This is a genomic window from Peribacillus sp. 05N428 (genome assembly GCF_056397085.1).
Genome location: NZ_JBFTMS010000011.1, coordinates 34,122 through 55,822, shown reverse-complemented (window position 1 = coordinate 55,822; position 21,701 = coordinate 34,122). Strand labels below are relative to the sequence as shown.

20 protein-coding genes are annotated in these 21,701 nt (G+C 41.7%); 19 read left to right on the top strand and 1 reads right to left on the bottom strand.

Annotated features, from left to right (window positions below; translation table 11 throughout):
* The first annotated feature begins 40 nt into the window (after positions 1–40).
* From AC1DIV_RS12705 to AC1DIV_RS12615, 19 genes are all read left to right on the top strand, one after another.
* Positions 41–1,129 (top strand): BMP family lipoprotein, encoded by a 1,089-nt coding sequence (locus AC1DIV_RS12705; protein WP_063596243.1) that lies wholly within the window; start codon positions 41–43, stop codon positions 1,127–1,129.
* Between the two features lie 203 nt (positions 1,130–1,332).
* Complete coding sequence (locus tag AC1DIV_RS12700) at positions 1,333–2,868, top strand: ABC transporter ATP-binding protein (RefSeq protein WP_252269253.1); 1,536 nt, start codon at positions 1,333–1,335, stop codon at positions 2,866–2,868.
* Positions 2,861–3,904 (top strand): ABC transporter permease, encoded by a 1,044-nt coding sequence (locus AC1DIV_RS12695; RefSeq protein WP_048684732.1) that lies wholly within the window; start codon positions 2,861–2,863, stop codon positions 3,902–3,904. The genes AC1DIV_RS12700 and AC1DIV_RS12695 overlap by 8 nt, the downstream gene beginning before the upstream one ends.
* Positions 3,905–4,864, top strand: a complete 960-nt coding sequence (locus tag AC1DIV_RS12690) for an ABC transporter permease (RefSeq protein WP_094246576.1) — start codon at positions 3,905–3,907, stop codon at positions 4,862–4,864.
* A 211-nt stretch (positions 4,865–5,075) separates the two neighbouring features.
* Positions 5,076–6,356: an EF-P 5-aminopentanol modification-associated protein YfmF gene (gene yfmF, locus AC1DIV_RS12685; RefSeq protein ID WP_048684730.1), complete on the top strand. Its 1,281-nt coding sequence runs from the start codon at positions 5,076–5,078 to the stop codon at positions 6,354–6,356.
* Positions 6,356–7,642: an EF-P 5-aminopentanol modification-associated protein YfmH gene (gene yfmH / locus AC1DIV_RS12680; RefSeq protein WP_477576525.1), complete on the top strand. Its 1,287-nt coding sequence runs from the start codon at positions 6,356–6,358 to the stop codon at positions 7,640–7,642. Before yfmF ends, yfmH begins: the two co-directional genes overlap by 1 nt.
* An 18-nt stretch (positions 7,643–7,660) precedes the next feature.
* A complete protein-coding gene (gene ymfI, locus AC1DIV_RS12675; RefSeq protein WP_048684725.1) occupies positions 7,661–8,386 on the top strand; it encodes an elongation factor P 5-aminopentanone reductase in 726 nt (241 codons plus the stop codon).
* Between the two features lie 81 nt (positions 8,387–8,467).
* The gene (locus AC1DIV_RS12670; RefSeq protein ID WP_034313532.1) at positions 8,468–8,725 is read left to right on the top strand and encodes a DUF3243 domain-containing protein; all 258 of its coding nucleotides are present in this window, start codon (positions 8,468–8,470) and stop codon (positions 8,723–8,725) included.
* A gap of 242 nt (positions 8,726–8,967) precedes the next feature.
* On the top strand, positions 8,968–9,759 hold the full coding sequence (locus tag AC1DIV_RS12665) for a DUF3388 domain-containing protein (RefSeq protein ID WP_034313530.1): 792 nt from the start codon (positions 8,968–8,970) through the stop codon (positions 9,757–9,759).
* 17 nt (positions 9,760–9,776) lie between these two features.
* Positions 9,777–10,676, top strand: a complete 900-nt coding sequence (locus AC1DIV_RS12660) for a RodZ domain-containing protein (RefSeq protein ID WP_477576523.1) — start codon at positions 9,777–9,779, stop codon at positions 10,674–10,676.
* A 165-nt stretch (positions 10,677–10,841) separates the two neighbouring features.
* Positions 10,842–11,426 (top strand): CDP-diacylglycerol--glycerol-3-phosphate 3-phosphatidyltransferase, encoded by a 585-nt coding sequence (gene pgsA / locus AC1DIV_RS12655; RefSeq protein ID WP_034313524.1) that lies wholly within the window; start codon positions 10,842–10,844, stop codon positions 11,424–11,426.
* 22 nt (positions 11,427–11,448) lie between these two features.
* The gene (locus tag AC1DIV_RS12650; RefSeq protein ID WP_034315395.1) at positions 11,449–12,681 is read left to right on the top strand and encodes a competence/damage-inducible protein A; all 1,233 of its coding nucleotides are present in this window, start codon (positions 11,449–11,451) and stop codon (positions 12,679–12,681) included.
* A 348-nt stretch (positions 12,682–13,029) separates the two neighbouring features.
* The gene (gene recA / locus AC1DIV_RS12645; RefSeq protein ID WP_034313522.1) at positions 13,030–14,076 is read left to right on the top strand and encodes a recombinase RecA; all 1,047 of its coding nucleotides are present in this window, start codon (positions 13,030–13,032) and stop codon (positions 14,074–14,076) included.
* Between the two features lie 353 nt (positions 14,077–14,429).
* Positions 14,430–15,989, top strand: a complete 1,560-nt coding sequence (gene rny / locus AC1DIV_RS12640; RefSeq protein WP_034313519.1) for a ribonuclease Y — start codon at positions 14,430–14,432, stop codon at positions 15,987–15,989.
* Between the two features lie 152 nt (positions 15,990–16,141).
* A complete protein-coding gene (locus AC1DIV_RS12635; protein WP_340875798.1) occupies positions 16,142–16,939 on the top strand; it encodes a TIGR00282 family metallophosphoesterase in 798 nt (265 codons plus the stop codon).
* A gap of 173 nt (positions 16,940–17,112) precedes the next feature.
* Positions 17,113–17,373 (top strand): stage V sporulation protein SpoVS, encoded by a 261-nt coding sequence (spoVS, locus tag AC1DIV_RS12630; protein WP_029281188.1) that lies wholly within the window; start codon positions 17,113–17,115, stop codon positions 17,371–17,373.
* 133 nt (positions 17,374–17,506) lie between these two features.
* Complete coding sequence (locus AC1DIV_RS12625; protein WP_082196677.1) at positions 17,507–18,439, top strand: dipeptidase; 933 nt, start codon at positions 17,507–17,509, stop codon at positions 18,437–18,439.
* Between the two features lie 215 nt (positions 18,440–18,654).
* Positions 18,655–20,412, top strand: a complete 1,758-nt coding sequence (locus AC1DIV_RS12620; RefSeq protein WP_034313511.1) for a 2-oxoacid:acceptor oxidoreductase subunit alpha — start codon at positions 18,655–18,657, stop codon at positions 20,410–20,412.
* Positions 20,399–21,265, top strand: coding sequence for a 2-oxoacid:ferredoxin oxidoreductase subunit beta (locus AC1DIV_RS12615; protein ID WP_096338178.1), 867 nt, complete (start codon positions 20,399–20,401; stop codon positions 21,263–21,265). The genes AC1DIV_RS12620 and AC1DIV_RS12615 overlap by 14 nt, the downstream gene beginning before the upstream one ends.
* Before the next feature lie 91 nt (positions 21,266–21,356).
* Here the strand turns inward: AC1DIV_RS12615 and AC1DIV_RS12610 are convergent, their stop codons facing one another.
* Complete coding sequence (locus AC1DIV_RS12610; RefSeq protein ID WP_477576521.1) at positions 21,357–21,668, bottom strand: hypothetical protein; 312 nt, start codon at positions 21,666–21,668, stop codon at positions 21,357–21,359.
* Positions 21,669–21,701: the final 33 nt, after the last annotated feature.

Sequence of the window (21,701 nt, the reverse complement as noted above, 5' to 3'; positions counted from 1 at the left end):
ATTCCTGCTCAAAAAACTATGTAAATTAGGGGGATAAAAATTGAAAAAGCGCAAATTAGGACTAGCTCTTTCACTTGTTCTTGCAGCCGGTACGCTACTGGGAGCATGTGGTAATTCAGAGAATGATGATAAAGAATCTTCAAATGGGAAAAACAAAGATAACTTCACTGTTGCGATGGTAACTGATACTGGCGGCGTGGATGACGAGTCGTTCAACCAATCCGCTTGGAAGGGCATTCAGGAATTCGGTAAGGATAATGGTCTGGAAAAAGGTAAAGATGGCTACAACTACCTGCAATCTAAATCTGATGCCGATTACGCTAAGAACCTGAATACGCTTGTACGTGAAGATTACCAACTAATCTATGGCATCGGTTTCCTTTTAGCGGAAGCTGTTGGTGAAGTGGCTGACCAACGTCCGGATTCACACTTTGCCATCGTGGATACAGTTGTAGACAAAAAGAATGTAGCCAGCATTAATTTTAAAGAGCAGCAAGGTTCATTCCTAGTAGGTGTAATTGCCGGAATGCAAACGAAAACAAACAAAGTCGGTTTTATCGGCGGAGTTGAATCTGAGTTAATCAAGAAATTCGAAGTTGGCTTTAAGGCTGGGGTTTTATCTGTAAATCCGGATGCAAAAGTTGAAGTTAAATATGCCGGGGATTTCAATAAAGCTGATATCGGTAAATCAACTGCAGGCTCCATGTATTCTTCAGGTATCGATATCATTTATCATGCTGCTGGCGGAACTGGAAAAGGTGTATTCACTGAAGCAGTAGAGCAAAAGCAAAAAGATCCTAAGAGAGAAATCTATGTTATCGGTGTAGATAGCGACCAAGCTAAATTGGGGGCAGTTCCTGGAACTGACGACAACATCACTCTGACTTCCATGCTAAAACGTGTTGACGTGGCAGTTAAAGACCTTTCCGAAAAAGCGAAAGAAGGAAACTTCCCAGGCGGAAAAGTAATTGAGTACGGTATCGAAGAAAATGGTGTAGGCATTTCCGAAACAAAAGATAACGTAACAGAAGAATCATTAAAAGCGGTCGAAGAATGGACAGAAAAAATTAAATCAGGTGAATTCGTAGTTCCGGGTACGGATGAAGAATTCAAAAAACTTGATTTATAAGCTGTAATGCCAGAAAGAATAGGGAGGCAGAATTGCCCTCTATTCTTTCTTTTCCCAATCACGCTTGCAACTGAAAAATATCGAATGAAAAACTATGAAAGAATCGTAGTTTTTCATTTGGTTTTTTAAAAAAAATCAATAAGCTAGTAAAAGCAATTAAATGATTTAGGAATATTTACACTCATTTTAGGAGTTGATAATACGTGGAATATGTAATTGAGATGCTTAATATCCGTAAGGAATTCCCCGGCATCGTCGCAAATGATAACGTTACACTTCAGGTTAAAAAAGGGGAGATTCACGCATTATTAGGTGAAAATGGCGCGGGTAAATCCACTTTGATGAATGTTTTATTCGGCTTATACCAGCCAGAGCAGGGAGAAATCCGTGTGAATGGCAAGCCAGTCAAGATTACCAGTCCCAACATTGCCAATGATTTAGGGATTGGGATGGTCCATCAGCATTTTATGCTCGTTGACCCTTTTACAGTAACGGAAAATATCATTTTAGGAAAAGAACCATCCAAAGCGGGTAAGATCGATTTAAAGGAAGCGAGCGAGGAAGTTAGGAAACTATCAGAACAATATCAGCTTCGTGTTGACCCCTATGCGAAAATTGCCGATATTTCAATAGGGATGCAGCAGCGTGTCGAGATTCTTAAGACGCTTTACCGCGGAGCCGAAATATTGATTTTTGATGAACCGACCGCTGTATTGACTCCTCAAGAAATCAAGGAATTGATTTATATTATGAAAGCCCTTATCAAAGAGGGGAAATCTATCATTTTAATCACACACAAACTTAAGGAAATCATGGAGGTTTGTGACCGGGTAACGGTTATACGCAAAGGGCAAGGAATTGGTACAGTGAACGTCAACGAAACGAATCCTAACGAATTGGCGAGCTTGATGGTCGGTAGGGAAGTTCTATTCAAGACGGAAAAAACGGCCGCTACTCCTTCGGATGTAGTTCTCGAGGTTCAGGAACTGGAAGTCAAGGATTCCCGGGGCGTTTCAGCTGTTCGGAACTTGGATTTAACAGTCCGTGCAGGAGAAATTGTCGGTATTGCCGGTGTAGATGGAAACGGTCAATCCGAACTGATTGAGGCATTGGCTGGCCTAAGGAAGACAACAGCTGGTTCGATAAAGCTAAATGGAAAAGAGATCAGGAATCTGAAGCCGCGTAAAATCACTGAAGCAGGTGTCGGCCATATTCCAGAAGACAGGCATAAGCATGGTTTGGTTCTCGATTACAGCATTGGGGAAAATATTGTCTTGCAAACCTACTATCAAAGGCCTTTCTCAAAAGCCGGTATCTTGAACTCAAAGAAAATATTTGAAAAAGCCCGTTCATTGATCAAAAGCTATGATGTTCGGACTCCTAGTGAATATACCCCGGCAAGGGCTCTTTCTGGCGGGAATCAGCAAAAAGCGATCATCGGACGGGAAGTTGATAGGAACCCGGATTTATTGATTGCCGCACAGCCAACACGCGGGCTTGATGTAGGAGCGATCGAGTTTATCCATAAACGGCTGATTGAACAGCGTGATGCAGGAAAAGCGGTACTTCTCATATCATTTGAATTGGAAGAAATCATGAATGTGAGTGATAGGATTGCCGTTATATACGAAGGGGAAATCGTCGCAATTGTCGATCCGAAAGAAACGACTGAGCAGGAGCTTGGCCTTCTAATGGCCGGCAGTAAACGGACGGAAGCAGGTGGAAAACAAAATGTCTAAGTATTTATCTAAATTAACGAGTCCGTTAATAGCAGTTATCCTCGGCTTAGTCGTTGGGGCCATAATCATGTTAGTAAGCGGCTATGACCCAGTTGCCGGCTATGGCTCCATGGTAAATGGAATTATTGGGGATTCTTATTATGTAGGGGAATCCGTCAGGACAATCATTCCTTATATCCTTGCCGGTTTGGCAGTGGCTTTTGCTTTTCGCACGGGCCTTTTCAATATCGGTGTAGAAGGGCAATTAATTGTAGGCTGGCTGGCGGCAGTTTGGGTCGGAATCGCTTTTGATCTTCCAAGGATCATCCATTTGCCATTGGCCATCTTAGTTGGTGCAGCTGCTGGGGCATTGTGGGCTTTTATCCCTGGTTATTTAAAAGCTAAGTTCCGTGTACATGAAGTAATCGTTTCTATCATGTTGAATTATACAGCTTTATATGTGACGAATTATTTAATTAGGAATGTAATGACTGACAAGCTGGATAAAACAGAAAGAATTGCTGATACAGCATCACTGCGGTCTCCTTTTTTTGAAAGCATTACGGATTTTTCCCGGATGCATTGGGGAATAGTGGTAGCGATTATTTGCGTAATCATCATGTGGTTCCTGCTTGAAAGGACCAAAACCGGCTTTGAACTGAAAGCGGTAGGTTTCAATCAGCACGCGTCCGAGTATGCAGGGATGAGTGTCAATAAGAACATCATACTTTCCATGGTTATTTCAGGTGCTTTTGCAGGACTTGCTGGTGCGATGGAAGGCCTTGGAACTTTCGGTTATGCCGCAGTCAAAGGCGGGTTCACAGGTATGGGCTTTGATGGGATTGCAGTAGCCTTATTAGGGGCGAATACAGCTATTGGCGTTGTGCTTGCAGCCTTATTATTTGGGGGACTGAAAGCCGGGGCCTTAAATATGCCGCTGGAAACCGGAATACCTAGTGAAATTGTGGATATTGTCATAGCATTGATCATTTTCTTCGTCGCTTCCAGTTATTTTATTCGTTGGATTGCCGCTCGATTTAAGAAAGGGGTGAAATAAGTGGATTTTTACCAAGTATTACAAATTATTATTCCATCAATGATAGCTCTAGCTGCTCCACTTATTTTTACTTCACTCGGAGGAGTGTTTTCTGAACGGGCTGGTGTCATAAACATCGGTTTAGAAGGTTTGATGGTCATTGGTGCCTTTACAGGGATTGTTTTTAACTTAATGTTTGCTGATGTATTTGGTGAATGGACTCCTTGGCTTGCAGTCCTAGCGGCTATGATTGCCGGCTTGCTGTTTTCCATTCTGCACGCTGTGGCATGCATTACGTTCAGGGCGGACCAAACGGTTAGTGGGGTAGCCATCAACTTGTTGGCAGTTGGTCTGACCATGTTTTTGGTGAAGTTGATTTTTGACAAAGGTCAAACTGATAGAATCACAGAAACATTCCCAAGGATTGATGTTCCGTTACTAAGTGATATTCCATTTATTGGACCCATCTTTTTCGCAAATGGCTATTACATCGTATATATAGCGATTCTCATATCTTTTGTCGTTTGGTATGTACTTTATAAAACACCATTCGGGTTAAGGATCCGTGCAGTGGGTGAGCACCCAATGGCTGCTGATACGATGGGTGTCAATGTTACGAAAATCCGATATGCCGCCGTTTTATTATCAGGTGCTTTTGGAGGTATCGGCGGAGCGATTTATGCTACCATCTTTTCAAATGAATTCAATCATGCGACAATTAATGGTCAAGGTTTCATGGCCATTGCCGCCATGATTTTTGGTAAGTGGCACCCGATCGGGGCAATGGGAGCAGCTTTATTCTTTGGTTTGGCCCAAAGTTTAAGTATCGTTGGCTCGAGCCTTCCCTTCTTCAAGGATATTCCATCAGTTTACCTCTTGATCGCTCCATATGTTCTGACGATCATTGCGCTAACTGGTTTCATTGGACGTGCTGATGCTCCAAAAGCATCCGGACAGCCATACATCAAAGGGAAAAGATAAGTGTCTAACCGGTCAGCAAACTGTGCTGGCCGGTTTTTTCTTTTGAGATTTGAGCCATAAGTGATGGTGAGCTGGTGAAAAACCAAAAAAAGTAGCTGTTACTTGCATGATTTTTCCTTTCACATGTATATTTTAAGTAGATGTTTAAAAGGGTTCCAATCTACAAACAATAAGCTAATAAAGGTGATTTATATAATGAGGAGGATTATTCATGTCTATTGCTTCCGATACAATTACGGAAAAAAGCGGCTACAAGCTTCATGTGGTCCGGACGGATAAATATAAAACGAATACTCTCGTGCTGAAGATGAAAGCCCCGTTGACAAAAGAGGACGTTACATATCGTGCATTGCTGCCATATGTGTTACAAAGCAATACAAGTAAATATCCTACAACACCCGAGCTTCGATCTTATCTTGATGATTTATATGGAGCAGGGTTTTATGTCGATGTAGCCAAAAAAGGAGAATATCAAATCATAAGTTTTACGATCGATATCGTAAATGAAAAATTCCTTAGTGATTCAACCCCGCTTCTCGAAAAGGCTTTTGGGCTATTATCAGAGGTGATCTTCAATCCGAAGAAAAACGGCGAAGCCTTTGACTCTAAAACGGTTTCCAATGAAATCCGTTCTTTAAAACAGCGGATTCAATCCATTTCCGATGACAAAATGCGATATTCAGCTACACGTCTAGTAGAGGAAATGTGCAAAAACGAACCATATGCTTTAGAAGCGAGCGGTAATCTTCAAGACTTGGAAACGATAACTCCAGAATCCCTATTCGCCTACTATAAAAAAATGCTGTCGGAAGATGAAATCGATTTATATGTAATCGGCGACATCGATGGATCGGAAGTGGAGGCACTGGCTGACAAATATGTGTCGTTGCAAGAACGTGAGCCTGTTAGACTGCCAAGGGAGACGGGCAAGGCAGTGGAGAAGGAAAAAGAAATCATCGAGAATTCGGATGTGAAACAAGGGAAGTTGAATATCGGTTATCGAACCCAAGTTGCATACGGTGATCCGGATTATTATGCTCTTCAGCTATTCAATGGGATTTTTGGCGGCTTTTCACATTCCAAACTTTTCATTAATGTCAGGGAGAAAGCCAGCCTTGCTTATTATGCAGCTTCAAGGCTTGAAAGTCATAAAGGATTATTAATGGTCATGGCCGGCATTGAAAATGCCAACTACAAGCAGGCATTGGATATCATTCATGCACAAATGAAGGAAATGAAGCAAGGGAACTTTTCCGATGAAGAACTGGCACAGACAAAGGCGGTCGTTAAGAACCAGCTCCTTGAAACCATTGACGTTTCGAGAGGGCTTGTGGAAATTTTATATCATAATGTGATTTCCGGGCAGGATATATCACTCGACGAGTGGTTTGCAAAAACAGAGCGGACGACAAAGGAAGAAATCATTGCAGTTGGTCAAAAGATCCAGCTTGATACGATTTATTTCCTAACGGAAGCGGAGGTGCAAGGGTAATGGAAAAAATAGCATTCACTCAATTGAAAGAAGAGCTTTTCCATGAAAAAATGGATAATGGTCTCGAAGTATATATTCTTCCGAAAAGCGGGTTCAATAAATCATTTGCGACTTTCACGACGAATTATGGTTCAATCGACAACCATTTCAAACCATTGAATGAAACGGAATTCTCAAAAGTACCAGATGGGATTGCCCATTTTCTTGAACATAAGCTATTTGAAAAGGAAGATGGTGATGTTTTTCAGCAATTTTCAAAGCAGGGAGCATCTGCAAATGCCTTTACCTCTTTCACCCGTACAGCTTATTTATTTTCCAGCACGTCGGATTTCGAGAGGAATCTAACTACCTTAATTGACTTTGTCCAGGATCCTTACTTTTCGGAAAAGACGGTAGAGAAGGAAAAAGGAATCATTGGGCAGGAAATCAACATGTATGATGATAATTCAGACTGGCGTTTATATTTCGGGACGATTGCCAATATGTATCATCAGCATCCAGTGAAAATCGATATTGCCGGTACTGTGGAATCGATTGCAGGTATTACGAAAGATATGCTTTATGAATGTTATAATACGTTTTACCATCCTAGCAACATGCTCCTATTCGTTGTAGGACCGGTAGATGTCGAAAGTACCATGAAACTGATTCGGGATAACCAAAATGATAAAGGGTACAACGAACAACCAGCAGTGGAACGTAAATTTGACGAAGAGCCGGAAATCGTTGCCAAGGATAAGGAAGTCTTAAGGATGAATGTCCAGACACCAAAAGTGATGCTGGGCATCAAGGCCATCAATGTAAACCAATCCGGTTTACAGCTTTTGAAAAGGGAATTGGCGACCAATATTTATTTGGAAATGCTGTTTGGCAAGAGTTCGCCTTTGCATGAGGAGCTGTATGAGGAAGGGTTGATCGATCAAAGCTTCTCATATGATTATACACAGGAACAAGGTTTTGGATTTGCGTTAATTGGCGGGGACAGTGCCAAACCTGATGAGTTGACGGAGTCTATATTCGGTATCCTGCAAAAATCAAAAGCCGGAACCGGCCTGAATGAAGAAAGCCTGCAAAGGACAATCAAGAAAAAAATCGGTTCTTTCCTCCGTTCCTTGAATTCGCCGGAATATATAGCGAATCAATTCACCAGATATGCATTCAATGATATGAATTTGTTCGATGTTGTATCGGTATTGGAAAAACTAACCATCGAGGATATCAGGGAGGTCGCCAAGGATTTAATATCCGATGAACGGATGACAGTCTGTCAGGTACTTCCGAAATAATATAAAGGGGGCGTGAAAGTGGGGAAACGTTTTGCCCTTATTACAGGAGCCAGTGGAGGAATCGGCAGGGAAATCGCTATAAAGCTCGCCGAGGAGAATTACTCACTTTATTTACATTATAACAGCAATGAAGAAGCGATACTTGCCCTGATTGAAGAACTGAAGCCTCATCAAGTCGAACTTATTCCGATACAAGCGGATTTGGCTGCACCGGACGGCTACAAGAAATTGGCGGAAAATATTTTTGCCCTCCATGCAATCGTCCTTAATAGTGGCAATAGCTATTACGGGCTTATATCTGACATGGATGAGACTATCGTTACTGAAATGGTTCAGCTGCACGTAACGAGCCCTTTCCAATTAACAAAGGAACTGCTTCCAAAGCTAATGTACCAAGAACAGGCTGCCATCGTTGCCGTCACATCGATTTGGGGGCAGACAGGTGCATCTTGTGAAGTATTATATTCAATGGTCAAAGGCAGCCAAAATGCTTTTATCAAGGCGCTTAGCAAAGAAGTATCGCTTAATGGAATCCGGGTGAATGCCGTTGCCCCCGGTGCGATTTCCACTTCCATGCTCGAATCTTTCAGTGCAGAAGATCTGGAAATCATCAAAGGCGATATCCCGATGGGAAGGATGGGGCATTCCAAAGAAGTCGCGGAGGCCGTATACTATTTGCTTTCCGACAAGTCGTCCTATATAACCGGGCAGATTTTAGGCGTAAATGGCGGATGGTACACATGATTTTTTTAAAAGACATGTATAATTTCCTCGGTTCCTTCACAAAATATCTTTGTACTATTTTGAAGGAAAGGGTGACCATTCATGTCTGTACTGGACAATTGGGATCAATGGAAAAACTTCTTAGGCGACAGATTACATCAAGGTGAACAACAAGGCTTGTCAGAAGGCGCTGTTAACAACTTGGCTTACGAAATCGGTGATTACCTAGCTAATCAGGTTGAGCCCCAGAATGATCAAGAGAAAGTGCTTGCTGATCTTTGGTCAGTCGCAAGCGATCAAGAAAAACATGCCATGGCAAGTGTCATGGTCAAGTTAGTCGAGAACAATGGAACGAAGTAAAATATCAATCCAAAGGCCCTGTTATTAATTAACAGGGCCTTTTGGATTCTAGGGGGATGACTATTTGTCCTCTTATATAAAAATGAATACTTTTATAGGGTTTTTCCTTTTAACTTATCACGAAATGCTATATTATAGAAGCTAGACAATTAATATTAAAGTGTTCAGACCTTGAAATTTACGATGGATAAGTTTTTTGCCCATGATTAGGGCAAAAGCTTTTAGGCTTAAGGAGTGTTATCGTGGATAATAAAGAATGGTATTTTGAATATGAAATTCAAGTCAACCGTCCTGGTTTATTAGGGGATATTTCATCCCTTCTGGGTATGCTTTCCATTAATATCATCACCATTAACGGGGTAGATGAAGGCAGGCGTGGGTTACTTTTGTTGGCCAAAGACAGCCGTAATATAGAAAGATTCGAGTCAATTCTCCGTACGATGGATACGATAAAGGTCATTAAGCTTAGGGAACCTAAATTACGTGATCGCCTCGCAGTCAGGCATGGACGCTATATTCAGCGCGATGCCGATGAGAAAAACACCTTTAGGTTTGTTCGTGATGAACTAGGCTTGCTTGTCGATTTCCTGGCCGAGCTATTTAAACAGGAAGGTCATAAATTGATCGGGATCCGAGGGATGCCCCGTGTCGGAAAAACTGAATCTATCGTAGCATCGAGTGTTTGTGCTAATAAGAGATGGTTGTTTGTGTCATCGACCCTTTTAAAGCAGACTATCCGCAGCCAGCTTATTGAGGATGAATATAATAATGATAATTTGTTCATTTTAGATGGAATTGTTTCCACTCGCCGTGCAAATGAGCGTCATTGGCAGTTGATTCGTGAAATAATGAGGCTTGATGCTGTCAAAGTAATCGAACATCCGGATGTTTTTGTCCAAAATACGGAGTATACCCTCGAAGACTTTGATTATATTATTGAATTGAGAAACAATCCTGAAGAAGAAATAACATATGAAGTTGTCGACCAAAAAGACCAGTTTTCAGGGTCCGATTTTGGTTCCTTTGACTTTTAAAATGGCAGGTGTTTTATTTGACTGAATTGGGTAATCGATTAAAGGAAGCTAGGGAAGCCAAAGGTCTTAGCCTAGAAGATTTGCAGGAATTAACAAAGATCCAAAAGCGTTACCTCATTGGCATTGAAGAAGGAAATTACAGTATGATGCCTGGAAAGTTCTATGTACGGGCATTCATAAAGCAATATTGTGAAGCGGTCGGACTGGATTCAGAAGAGATTTTCGAACAATATAAGAATGAAATACCATCGATCTATAGTGAGGAATTGCCAGAGCAGCTTTCACGGGTCCAATCCCGGAAAACCATTCCGGCAGGAGATTCAAAGGTTGTGGAAATGTTACCGAGGATCCTGGCTGTCGTTTTAGTCATTGGTGCGGCCGTTTTGATATGGGTACTGGTATCGAATTATATGAGTAACCCAGATAATGATGATAAAAAGAACGCTAAAGAGAATGAAGCTGTGGGCTACAATAAAAGTGATGGGTTTAACGAAGAAAAAGAGAATGCAGACAAAAAACAGGATGAAGAAAAATCTGAGTCATCTGACGAGAAGAATGAAGATGATGCTGTTGTCAAAGATGAAAAGAAAGAGCAAAATCTTGCCGTCACAAGTTCCAGCGGTAAAAATAGTACGTATGAATTAAAAAATACCGATACTTTTAAATTAAAGGTGACCTCTAAAGGCTCACCATGGGTCGGCATAAAAAATGGTGAAGGTAAATTACTTTTCCAGGGCACTATCGAAAAGGACAAAAGCCAGGAAATTGATTTCACCAATGAAAAAGAAGCTGTCATCAATATAGGCAGGGCATATGAAACTGAGATTTATGTGAATGATGAGAAGCTGGAGTATTCCATTTCACCGACTGAAGTGAATACGCAATTGGTTACGATACAATTTACGAAAGCCGAATAGTCATCTTATAGATGACTATTTTTGCTCTATATAATAGTAAGGCGGCGGGAAATGGTTCACCCGGCATATAAGATTGGATTTTGAGTTAAATTATACATATAAGCATTATTTTAGATCTAAGACGCATTGCCCAAATGGCAGGCGTAAATTTTGGAGGTAAAAGTTTTGAATCTGCCTAATAAGATTACAGTAGCAAGAATCTGTTTAATACCAGTATTTTTAATCATCATGCTCGTTCCTTTTTCATGGGGGACACTGACTTGGGGAGAATACAGTTTGCCAGTGGCACACCTGGCTGGAGCCATCCTCTTTATAATCGCTTCCACTACGGATTGGATCGATGGCCATTTTGCCAGAAAATATAATATGATTACTGATTTAGGGAAATTTTTAGATCCATTGGCAGATAAACTTCTGGTTTCGGCTGCCTTAATCGTTTTGGTTGATCTAGATTTAATGTACGGTCAATCTTGGATTGCCATCGTGATCATAAGTCGCGAGTTTGCAGTCACTGGATTGCGTTTGGTGTTAGCGGGTACAGGGGAAGTGGTTGCAGCGAACCAGCTAGGTAAAATTAAAACATGGGCACAAATTGTTTCTATTTCGGCTTTATTGCTGCATAACCTTCCATTTGCCCTCATTTCACTTCCATTTGCCAATATCGCATTATGGATTGCATTAATCTTTACAATCTGGTCAGGTTTGGATTATTTTATAAAAAACAAAGAAGTATTTGTTAATTCAAAGTAAAACGAATGGTGGTTTTGAAAAGATGGATGCAGAAATCATTGCAGTGGGCTCAGAGCTTCTTTTAGGTCAAATCAATAACACTAATGGAAGATTCTTATCGCAGCAGTTTGCGGAAATGGGAATCAACGTTTTTTACCATACTGTGGTCGGAGATAACGACCGCCGATTACAACAAGCTATAGAAATCGCTGAATCGAGGGCGAACTTGATTGTTTTTACCGGTGGGCTTGGTCCTACCAAAGATGACTTAACGAAAGAAACGATTGCTCGCCATATCGGGAAAAAGCTCGTTTTTAATGATGAAGCTTTGCAATCCATTGAAGCTTACTTCCAAAAACGGGAACGGCCGATGACGGAAAACAACAAAAAGCAGGCCCTTGTCTTGGAAGGCAGTGAAGTGTTGGCAAACGATCATGGCATGGCCCCGGGAATGGTTTTGTCCAAATCTGGGATTACATATATGCTCCTGCCTGGTCCACCAAGTGAAATGGAGCCGATGTTTTTAAGTTATGGTTATGAAAAAATCATGAATAAATTGGAAAAGCATGAACGGATCGATTCCAAGGTTCTTCGGTTCTACGGTATAGGTGAAGCCGAACTGGAAACGGTGATTGAAGATCTCCTTGTCAATCAAACGAATCCGACAATCGCTCCGCTTGCAGCCGAAGGGGAAGTGACGTTAAGGATCACCGCCAAAGGCCCTTCTAAAGAAAAATGCGAAGAACTTATTTTAGAAACGGAAAAAGAAATTCTTAGCCGGGTCGGCAAGTTCCATTATGGAAGTGATAATACTTCGCTAATAAAGGAACTTGTAAAAGAATTAACGGTCCGCAAGCTTTCAATCGCGGCAGCTGAAAGCTTGACCGGGGGGATGTTCCAAGAACAGCTGACAACCATCCCGGGCGCCGGTAAAGTCTTTAAGGGCGGAATGGTCTGCTATACGAATGATGCGAAGTCCAATGTCCTCGGCGTCAGTGATGATACCATATCTGAGTATGGGGTGGTCAGCGGTGAGTGTGCAATGGAAATGGCCTCTAATGTCCGGAGTAAGCTCGATGCGGATGTAGGCATAAGCTTTACGGGTGTTGCGGGGCCGGACGAACAAGAAGGCAAGCCTGTAGGTACAGTATTTATTGGCATTTCCTATCGGGATGGAAACACTCACTTCAAGGAGTTGAATCTTTCCGGAAGCAGGGCGCAAAACCGTATTCGGAGTGTGAAGTACGGTTGTCATTACCTATTAAGGGATTTATAAACGCCATAAGCAGAGCTTTTTTACAGCTCTGCTTTTTATTTGGTTTTAGAAGTTTGTTTCTTGAAAAATAGGGAAAAAAGAAAAAAGTTAATTCAATGAAAATGTTTTTTTTAGGGAGTAAGTGAAGCGAAATGGAGATTTCCTTAAGCTAAAACGCTTTTTTACAAAGAATATCCCGAAAGAAAAAAACGAATGAATGTTCGACTTTTTGCTTGGCAAAATAGTAAAAAGAGTATATAGTAAAGATAGGTTTTGAGACAGGTTACAAACCTTGATCTCGAATAATTGCTAACGTAAGTACACCTTTAATCGGACAGCCGATTAGTTGAATATAGAGGAGGAAATTGAGTGAGTGATCGTCAAGCGGCTTTAGATATGGCGTTAAAACAAATTGAGAAACAATTTGGTAAAGGTTCGATTATGAAACTTGGGGAACAGACTGATCGTAGGATTTCAACGATCTCAAGCGGTTCTTTAGCATTGGACGTAGCGTTGGGAGTGGGCGGATATCCAAGAGGCCGGGTCATTGAGATATATGGACCTGAAAGCTCCGGTAAAACGACTGTAGCATTACATGCCATTGCAGAGGTACAAAAGACTGGCGGGACGGCTGCATTTATTGATGCCGAGCATGCTTTAGATCCAGCATATTCAGAAAAACTTGGTGTGAATATCGATGAGTTACTGCTTTCACAGCCTGATACGGGTGAACAAGCCTTAGAGATTGCTGAAGCGTTAGTTCGAAGCGGAGCGGTAGATATCATTGTCATTGACTCGGTGGCAGCACTTGTTCCTAAAGCTGAAATCGAAGGCGAAATGGGAGATTCCCATATGGGTCTCCAAGCCCGGATGATGTCTCAGGCACTTAGAAAACTGTCTGGTTCCATTAATAAATCAAATACCATTGCCATTTTCATTAACCAAGTCCGTGAAAAAATCGGTGTTATGTTTGGGAATCCAGAAACGACTCCGGGAGGCCGGGCATTGAAGTTCTATTCAACTGTTCGTCTGGAAGTGCGCCGTGCGGAGCAATTAAAACAAGGTAATGAAATCGTGGGTAATAAAACGAAAATCAAAGTTGTAAAAAACAAGGTTGCTCCACCATTCCGCCAAGCAGAAGTTGACATCATGTATGGTCAAGGGATTTCACAGGAAGGTGAAATCATCGATATGGGTGCAGACCTTGATATCGTCCTTAAAAGCGGCTCATGGTATTCATACAATGAAGAGCGTGTCGGACAAGGCCGTGAAAATGCGAAGCTGTTCCTGAAAGAAAATCAGGATATCGCTCAGGAAATTTCTCAGAAAATCAGAGATCACTATAATCTTGATGGAGAGCATGAATTACCACCAGAAGAAAATGAAACAGAAGAGCATTTTGAATTGCTTGATTAATGATATTTGGAAAAGGCCTAAGCTTATTCGCTTAGGCCTTTTCTGTATATTTTAAGAAAAATGCGAAATTTCCAGCGGATTAAATGGCATTGTAATCAGATTTACAGACTTCTTCCATAATGAATGCTGTACATTATGATGGTTAATATTAAGAAAACTTGAATAATCATTGATACATAAGGGACAAACGCTTGACAATAAAAATTCTCAACTATACAATTAATATGTATATTTTACAATTTTTCAAACTAAAATTTTGAAAATTAAGTGCTGTATATTGAATTTATGTGCAATGTACTTGCCGACAGTTCAACATTTTATGTAAAAAGTTCATAGCAAGGGGAGGTGAAACGATGGAACCCATGACAATCATCTTCACTTTGCTTGGCCTAATCGTCGGTGCAGTTGTTGGTTATTTTATTCACAAATCAAAATTTGAGAGTAGAATAGCAGGGGCAAAGGGCTCTGCAGAACACATCCTTGAGGATGCAAAACGTGAAGCGGAAGCACTTAAGAAAGAAGCCTTGTTGGAAGCAAAAGATGAAATTCATAAAGTTCGTGCCGATTCGGATCGGGAAGCCCGTGAAAGAAGGAACGAATTACAAAAACAAGAAAATCGGTTATTGCAAAGAGAAGAGAATCTGGACCGTAAGGATGAAACGTTAGACAAACGTGAGAGCCTTTTGGAGAAAAAAGATGATTCTCTAAACCAAAGACAACAGCATATTGAAGAGATGGAAAGCAAAGTGGAAGAGATGGTTCGTAAGCAGCAAACAGAGCTTGAACGTGTTTCCGGTTTAACTCGTGAAGAGGCTAAAGCAATCATTATAGACCGAATGGAAAACGAGCTTGCTCACGATGTAGCGCTTATGATTAAAGAAAGTGATACCCGTGCCAAAGAAGAAGCTGATAAAAAAGCAAAAGAAGTCCTTTCTCTTGCCATTCAGCGTTGTGCGGCTGATCATGTTGCAGAGACCACCGTTTCTGTAGTAAATCTTCCAAACGATGAAATGAAAGGACGGATAATCGGACGTGAAGGACGAAATATCCGGACGTTAGAAACGCTAACAGGTATTGACCTTATTATTGATGATACTCCTGAAGCTGTCATTTTATCTGGATTCGATCCAATTAGACGGGAAACGGCACGCTTGGCTCTTGAGAAACTTGTTCAGGACGGACGGATCCATCCGGCTCGCATTGAAGAAATGGTTGACAAAGCAAGACGTGAGGTAGATGAACATATTCGTGAAATTGGTGAACAGACTACTTTTGAAGTTGGAGTTCACGGTCTCCATCCAGATCTCATCAAAATACTAGGACGTTTGAAATTCCGTACCAGTTATGGGCAAAACGTACTTAAACATTCAATTGAAGTGGCCCAGCTTTCAGGTTTACTGGCCGCTGAGCTTGGTGAGGATGAAGTTCTTGCCCGCCGTGCAGGTTTATTGCATGATATTGGGAAAGCGATCGATCATGAAGTGGAAGGCAGTCACGTTGAAATTGGCGTTGAATTAGCAACCAAATATAAAGAGCATCCAACTGTCATTAACAGCATCGCTTCACATCATGGCGATACGGAACCAACTTCCATCATTTCAGTGCTTGTGGCTGCCGCTGATGCATTATCAGCTGCAAGACCGGGAGCAAGAAGTGAAACGCTTGAAAATTACATTAGAAGACTTGAAAAGCTTGAGGAAATTTCCGAGTCCTATGATGGAGTGGAAAAATCTTTTGCGATTCAAGCCGGACGAGAAGTGCGGATTCTAGTGAAACCAGAACAAATCGATGATCTTTCGGCACATCGACTCGCACGTGATATCCGGAAAAGGATTGAAGAAGAGCTCGATTACCCAGGTCATATAAAAGTCACGGTTATCCGTGAAACAAGAGCAGTTGAATATGCCAAATAATTGTTAGTGAAAGACGAAGTGGTGCAAACCACTTCGTCTTTTCTTTTTCCGATATGAATCGTTAAGCGTAATTCTTATAATTACCCCAAATTATGTTACAATACATACTTGAATAATTCATATAATTAGGTGAATCCAGAAAGGGTTTTACAATGAAATTGCTATTTATAGGGGATGTAGTGGGATCTCCAGGTCGTGACATGATCCAAGAATACCTTCCTAAGTTAAAAGAAAAGTATCGTCCGCATATCACGGTCATCAATGGCGAGAATGCAGCAAGTGGCCGGGGGATTACAGAAAAGATTTACCGCAGTTTTTTAGAGTGGGGAGCGCAGGCAGTGACCATGGGAAACCATACATGGGATAATCGTGATATTTTCAATTTTATTGATGAAGCGAAATATCTTGTCCGTCCAGCAAACTTTCCAGACGGGGTACCCGGAGAAGGTATGAAATTTTTAAAATTGAACCAGCATGAAATAGCGGTCATCAATTTGCAAGCGAGAACGTTCATGCCGGATTTGGACTGTCCGTTCAAAAAGGCGGAAGAACTAGTGGCGGAGGCTCGAAAAAAGACACCGATCATCTTTGTCGATTTTCATGGTGAAGCGACAAGTGAAAAGCAAGCCATGGGGTGGTTCCTGGATGGTAAGGTTACAGCCGTCGTTGGTACACACACACACGTCCAGACAGCCGATAACCGTATATTACCTGCAGGCACCGCTTACATATCAGATGTAGGTATGACAGGACCATATGATGCCATCCTTGGTATGGAAAGAGAGGCAGTCATCCATCGGTTCCTGACCAGCCTGCCAGTTCGTTTCGAAGTCCCAAAAGAGGGACGGACCCTATTAAGTGGGGTTCTCCTTGAAATTGATGAGAAAACTGGCAAGGCAAAGAAGATAGAAAGGCTCCTGATTAACGAAGATCATCCCTTTTACCATTGATTCGAACGGATGGACAGTCAAACTGCCATCCGTTTTTCCATTCTTTAATAAATGGTGTACAATCCCGGTTTTCTTTGTCATACAAGTTTTACTTGATGAATATAGTAGCAGTGGAAAGTGTTATAACTATTGAGCCAAGTTAGAATCGGCAGGGAAAACAAGGAGGACTAGGAATGGAAATATTAAAAGTTTCAGCAAAATCTAATCCTAATTCTGTAGCAGGCGCACTAGCGGGAGTGCTCAGGGAAAGAGGAGCAGCCGAAATTCAAGCAATCGGTGCAGGTGCGTTAAATCAAGCCGTCAAGGCAGTAGCAATCGCAAGAGGGTTTGTCGCACCTAGTGGAGTTGACTTGATTTGTATTCCTGCCTTTACAGATATACTTATTGATGGCGAAGAGAGAACGGCAATAAAACTAATCATTGAACCAAGATAATTGCATGTTTGGGTGTCCTGTTTGTCGGATGGCGAGCAGGCACTTTTTTGTCGTGACTTCCAAATGACGAAAGGTCCGTGTCGCTTTATAATGGTATATATAATCATAAAAAAGTACAGGAAGGGGGATTACATTGGAGATTTTTGATGCACATTGTGATGTGCTGATGAAGATGTTCATCGATCCGGATATTTCTTTTACAAATAGTGATAAATTACATATAACAAAGCGGGGTTTATTGGACGAAGGGGGAAAAGTCCAATGTTTTGCCATATATATTCCTGAAAAAGTCCACCCTGATATGAGATTTCAAGCGGCTTTGGCGATGGTGGATATTTTTCATGAAAAGATTTTGTCGGAGCCGGAATTGAAATTTATAAAGACCAAGGCAGACATCGAATCTTTAAAAGAAAAGGAAATCGGTGCAATGCTAACTTTGGAGGGGTGCGATTGCATTGGGAATGATTTGTTGAAACTGAAAACCCTTATTCATCTTGGAGTATCCTCTGTAGGTCTGACTTGGAATTACGCTAACTTGGTAGCGGATGGGGCATTGGAAACAAGAGGGGGCGGCTTGACAGGATTTGGAACGGAGGTGGTCGCGCTACTGAACGAGAAGTCAATTTGGTGTGATTTATCCCATTTATCTGAAGCTGGATTTTGGGACACCCTAAAGTTGGCGAAATTCCCGATCGCCTCCCATTCGAATGCTTATCATCTTTGTCCGCATCCGCGAAATTTAAAGGATGGGCAGATAAAAGCCCTTTTACAGAAAAATGGGGTGATCGGCGTAACCTTTGTCCCGCAATTTCTAGCAAATGGCCCGGTTACGATAAAGGATATCTTGAAACATATAGAGCATATATGCAGTTTGGGCGGGGAAAGACAAATTGGATTAGGGTCCGACTTCGATGGAATCGATCATATGGTAGAGAATTTAACGTCATATAAGGATTATCATAACTTAATAAATGAATTGAACAGGCATTATTCCAGTGAGTTTGTAAAAGGTCTCCTTTTTGATAATTTCACTCGTAATTTTCCGCTTGAAAAGGAAATATCTTAAGTGATTTTCAATTCTTACTATATAGATATGAATAAATATTCTGAAAATATAAAAAATAAAAGCAAAAAGGTTGCAATTTGATGATTTAACCGATAGAATTGAAAGCGTTTAGTACACCTTTCCTAAATTAGAACGATAATTATACATAGTTGAATGTTCTAAGAGAGGTGCGGTTAAATGCATTTATATACGAACGTCCTAAAGGAGTGTAAGACATGATCAATCAACTTTCATGGAAAGTTGGCGGACAACAAGGTGAAGGTATTGAAAGTACAGGAGAAATATTCTGTATTGCCCTCAATCGCTTAGGTTATTACTTGTATGGCTACCGTCATTTCTCATCCCGAATCAAGGGTGGACACACGAATAACAAAATTCGTGTAAGTACTACGGAAACTCGTGCTATCTCTGATGATTTAGACATCTTAGTTGCTTTTGACCAAGAAACAATTGACGTCAATTATAAAGAATTACATGAGGGTGGCATCATAATTGCAGATGCAAAATTCAAACCTGTCTGCCCAGAAGATACAAAGGCAGAATTATATATTGTTCCTTTTACGGAAATAGCAGCCGAATTAGGAACATCATTAATGAAAAATATGGTCGCCATCGGTGCGACATGTGCTGTTCTCGGAATGGAAATTTCCGTATTCAACGATGTGGTTGATGAAATATTCGGCCGTAAAGGTGAAGAAATCGTTAAGAAGAATATGGATGCCATTACTGCCGGATATAAGGCAATGGAAGTGTTGCTTGGAGAAAAACTGGGCGCGATGGAGCTGGAAAAGGCAGACGGCCAAAAACGAATGTTCATGATCGGAAACGATGCTATCGCTTTAGGCGCAGTTGCAGGCGGTTGCCGCTTCATGGCAGCTTACCCGATTACTCCGGCTTCGGAAATCATGGAATACTTAATTAAGAAACTTCCTCAATTTGGCGGGACGGTCATACAGACTGAAGATGAAATCGCGGCAGCCACAATGGCAATCGGTGCGAACTATGGCGGTGTACGTGCCATCACAGCTTCAGCTGGACCTGGGCTTTCCTTGAAAATGGAGGCGATTGGTTTAGCGGGCATTACCGAAACGCCAATTGTCATCGTCGATACTCAACGTGGAGGTCCATCTACGGGACTTCCTACAAAACAGGAGCAATCCGATTTAATGGCCATGATTTATGGTACACATGGTGAAATACCTAAAATCGTCATGGCTCCGAGTACTGTTGAGGAAGCTTTTTATGATACGGCAGAAGCATTCAACCTTGCAGAGGAATATCAATGTCCGGTTATCGTTTTATCCGACTTACAGCTATCATTAGGTAAACAGACGGTTCAGCCGCTTGATTACGGCAAAGTGGAGATAAGACGCGGAAAATTGGTTGACTTTGAAATTGAAGAGCCTGAAAACAAATCTTACTTCAAGCGTTATGAAGTAACGGAAGATGGAGTCTCACCACGGGTAGTGCCTGGTATGAAAAATGGAATTCACCATGTTACGGGTGTTGAACATGATGAAACGGGCAGACCTTCCGAGACGGCCTTGAATCGCAAATTGCAAATGGATAAACGGATGCGTAAGCTGAATAATTTAACTAACACATTCCAAACACCAGTATACAAAAACACACCGCATGAAGAAGCGGATTTATTAATTCTTGGTTTTAACTCAACACGCGGGACGATTGATGAAGCGATCGGCCGTTTAGAAACGGATGGAATGAAAGTGAATCATGCGCAAATCCGTTTGATTCATCCTTTCCCAGCTGATGAAGTCCTTTCATTGGTGCAAAGTGCTAAGAAAGTAGTAGTTATTGAAAATAATGCGACTGGACAATTGGCTAATATTATCAAGATGAATGTCGGACATGTTAATAAAATAAAAAGCATCCTAAAATATGATGGCAACCCATTCCTCCCGCATGAAATTCACACACAATGCAAGGAGATGTTCGAATATGGCAACGTTTAAAGATTTTCGGAATGATGTAAAACCAAACTGGTGTCCTGGCTGCGGAGATTTCTCCGTTCAGGCTGCCATGCAGCGTGCGGCTGCCAATGTGGGATTGGAGCCGGAGAATTTGGCCGTTGTTTCCGGTATCGGCTGTTCAGGGCGTATATCCGGTTACATCAAGTCATATGGTTTCCACGGCATCCATGGCCGCTCACTGCCAATTGCCCAAGGAGTAAAAATGGCCAACCGTGAATTGACCGTTATAGCTTCAGGCGGTGACGGAGATGGTTTTGCAATCGGGATGGGACACACCATCCATGCGATCCGCCGTAATATCGACATTACGTATATTGTCATGGATAACCAAATTTATGGATTGACAAAAGGCCAGACTTCTCCTAGATCCGCTGCTGGATTTAAAACGAAATCCACTCCTGAAGGATCAATAGAACAGGCTGTTTCACCTATGGAATTAGCATTGTCAGCTGGCGCTACGTTTGTCGCCCAAAGCTTTTCCACTGACTTGAAAGATCTTACTGCGATCATTGAAGCAGGGATAAACCATAAAGGATTCTCCTTTATCAATGTTTTCTCTCCTTGCGTAACATACAATAAGATCAATACGTATGATTGGTTTAAACAAAACTTAACTAAATTGAACACAATTGAAGGCTATGATTCATCAAATAAAGAACAGGCCATGCAGACTTTGATGCAGCATGACAGCCTTGTGACAGGGATCATTTATCAAGACTCTTCACGCCCTTCGTACCAGGAATTAGTGCCAGGGTATGCTGAAAAAGCGCTAAACAAATCAGATTTGACACTGGATCAAGCGCACTTTGATAAGCTTGTTGCTGAATTTATGTAAAAGTTAAAAGGTTCACCCCTTAAGACGGGGTGAACCTTTTTTTATGACTAATTGGAAAGCTCAAGTAGAGAGAGTCACTATACTCTCTAAATTAGAATCCGAAGAAATTGCAACGATTCCTTCTACGACAATGGTGGTCGCGGTCACGGTCACGGTCACGGTCCCGGTCCCGATCGCGCCTATTACAGCCCCTCACAGCACGACAAAAATTGTCTGCGATTCTATCGTTATCTCTGTCCCGATCGCGGTCCCGATCCCGATCGCGGTCCCGATCGCGGTCCCGATCATGGTCCCGATCGCGCCTATTACAGCCCCTTACAGCACGACAAAAATCGTCTGCGATTCTATCGTTATCTCTATCCCGATCGCGGTCCCGATCATGATTATTGCATCCACATGACATATAAGTCACTCCTTCATTGTTTTTGTTGTACAA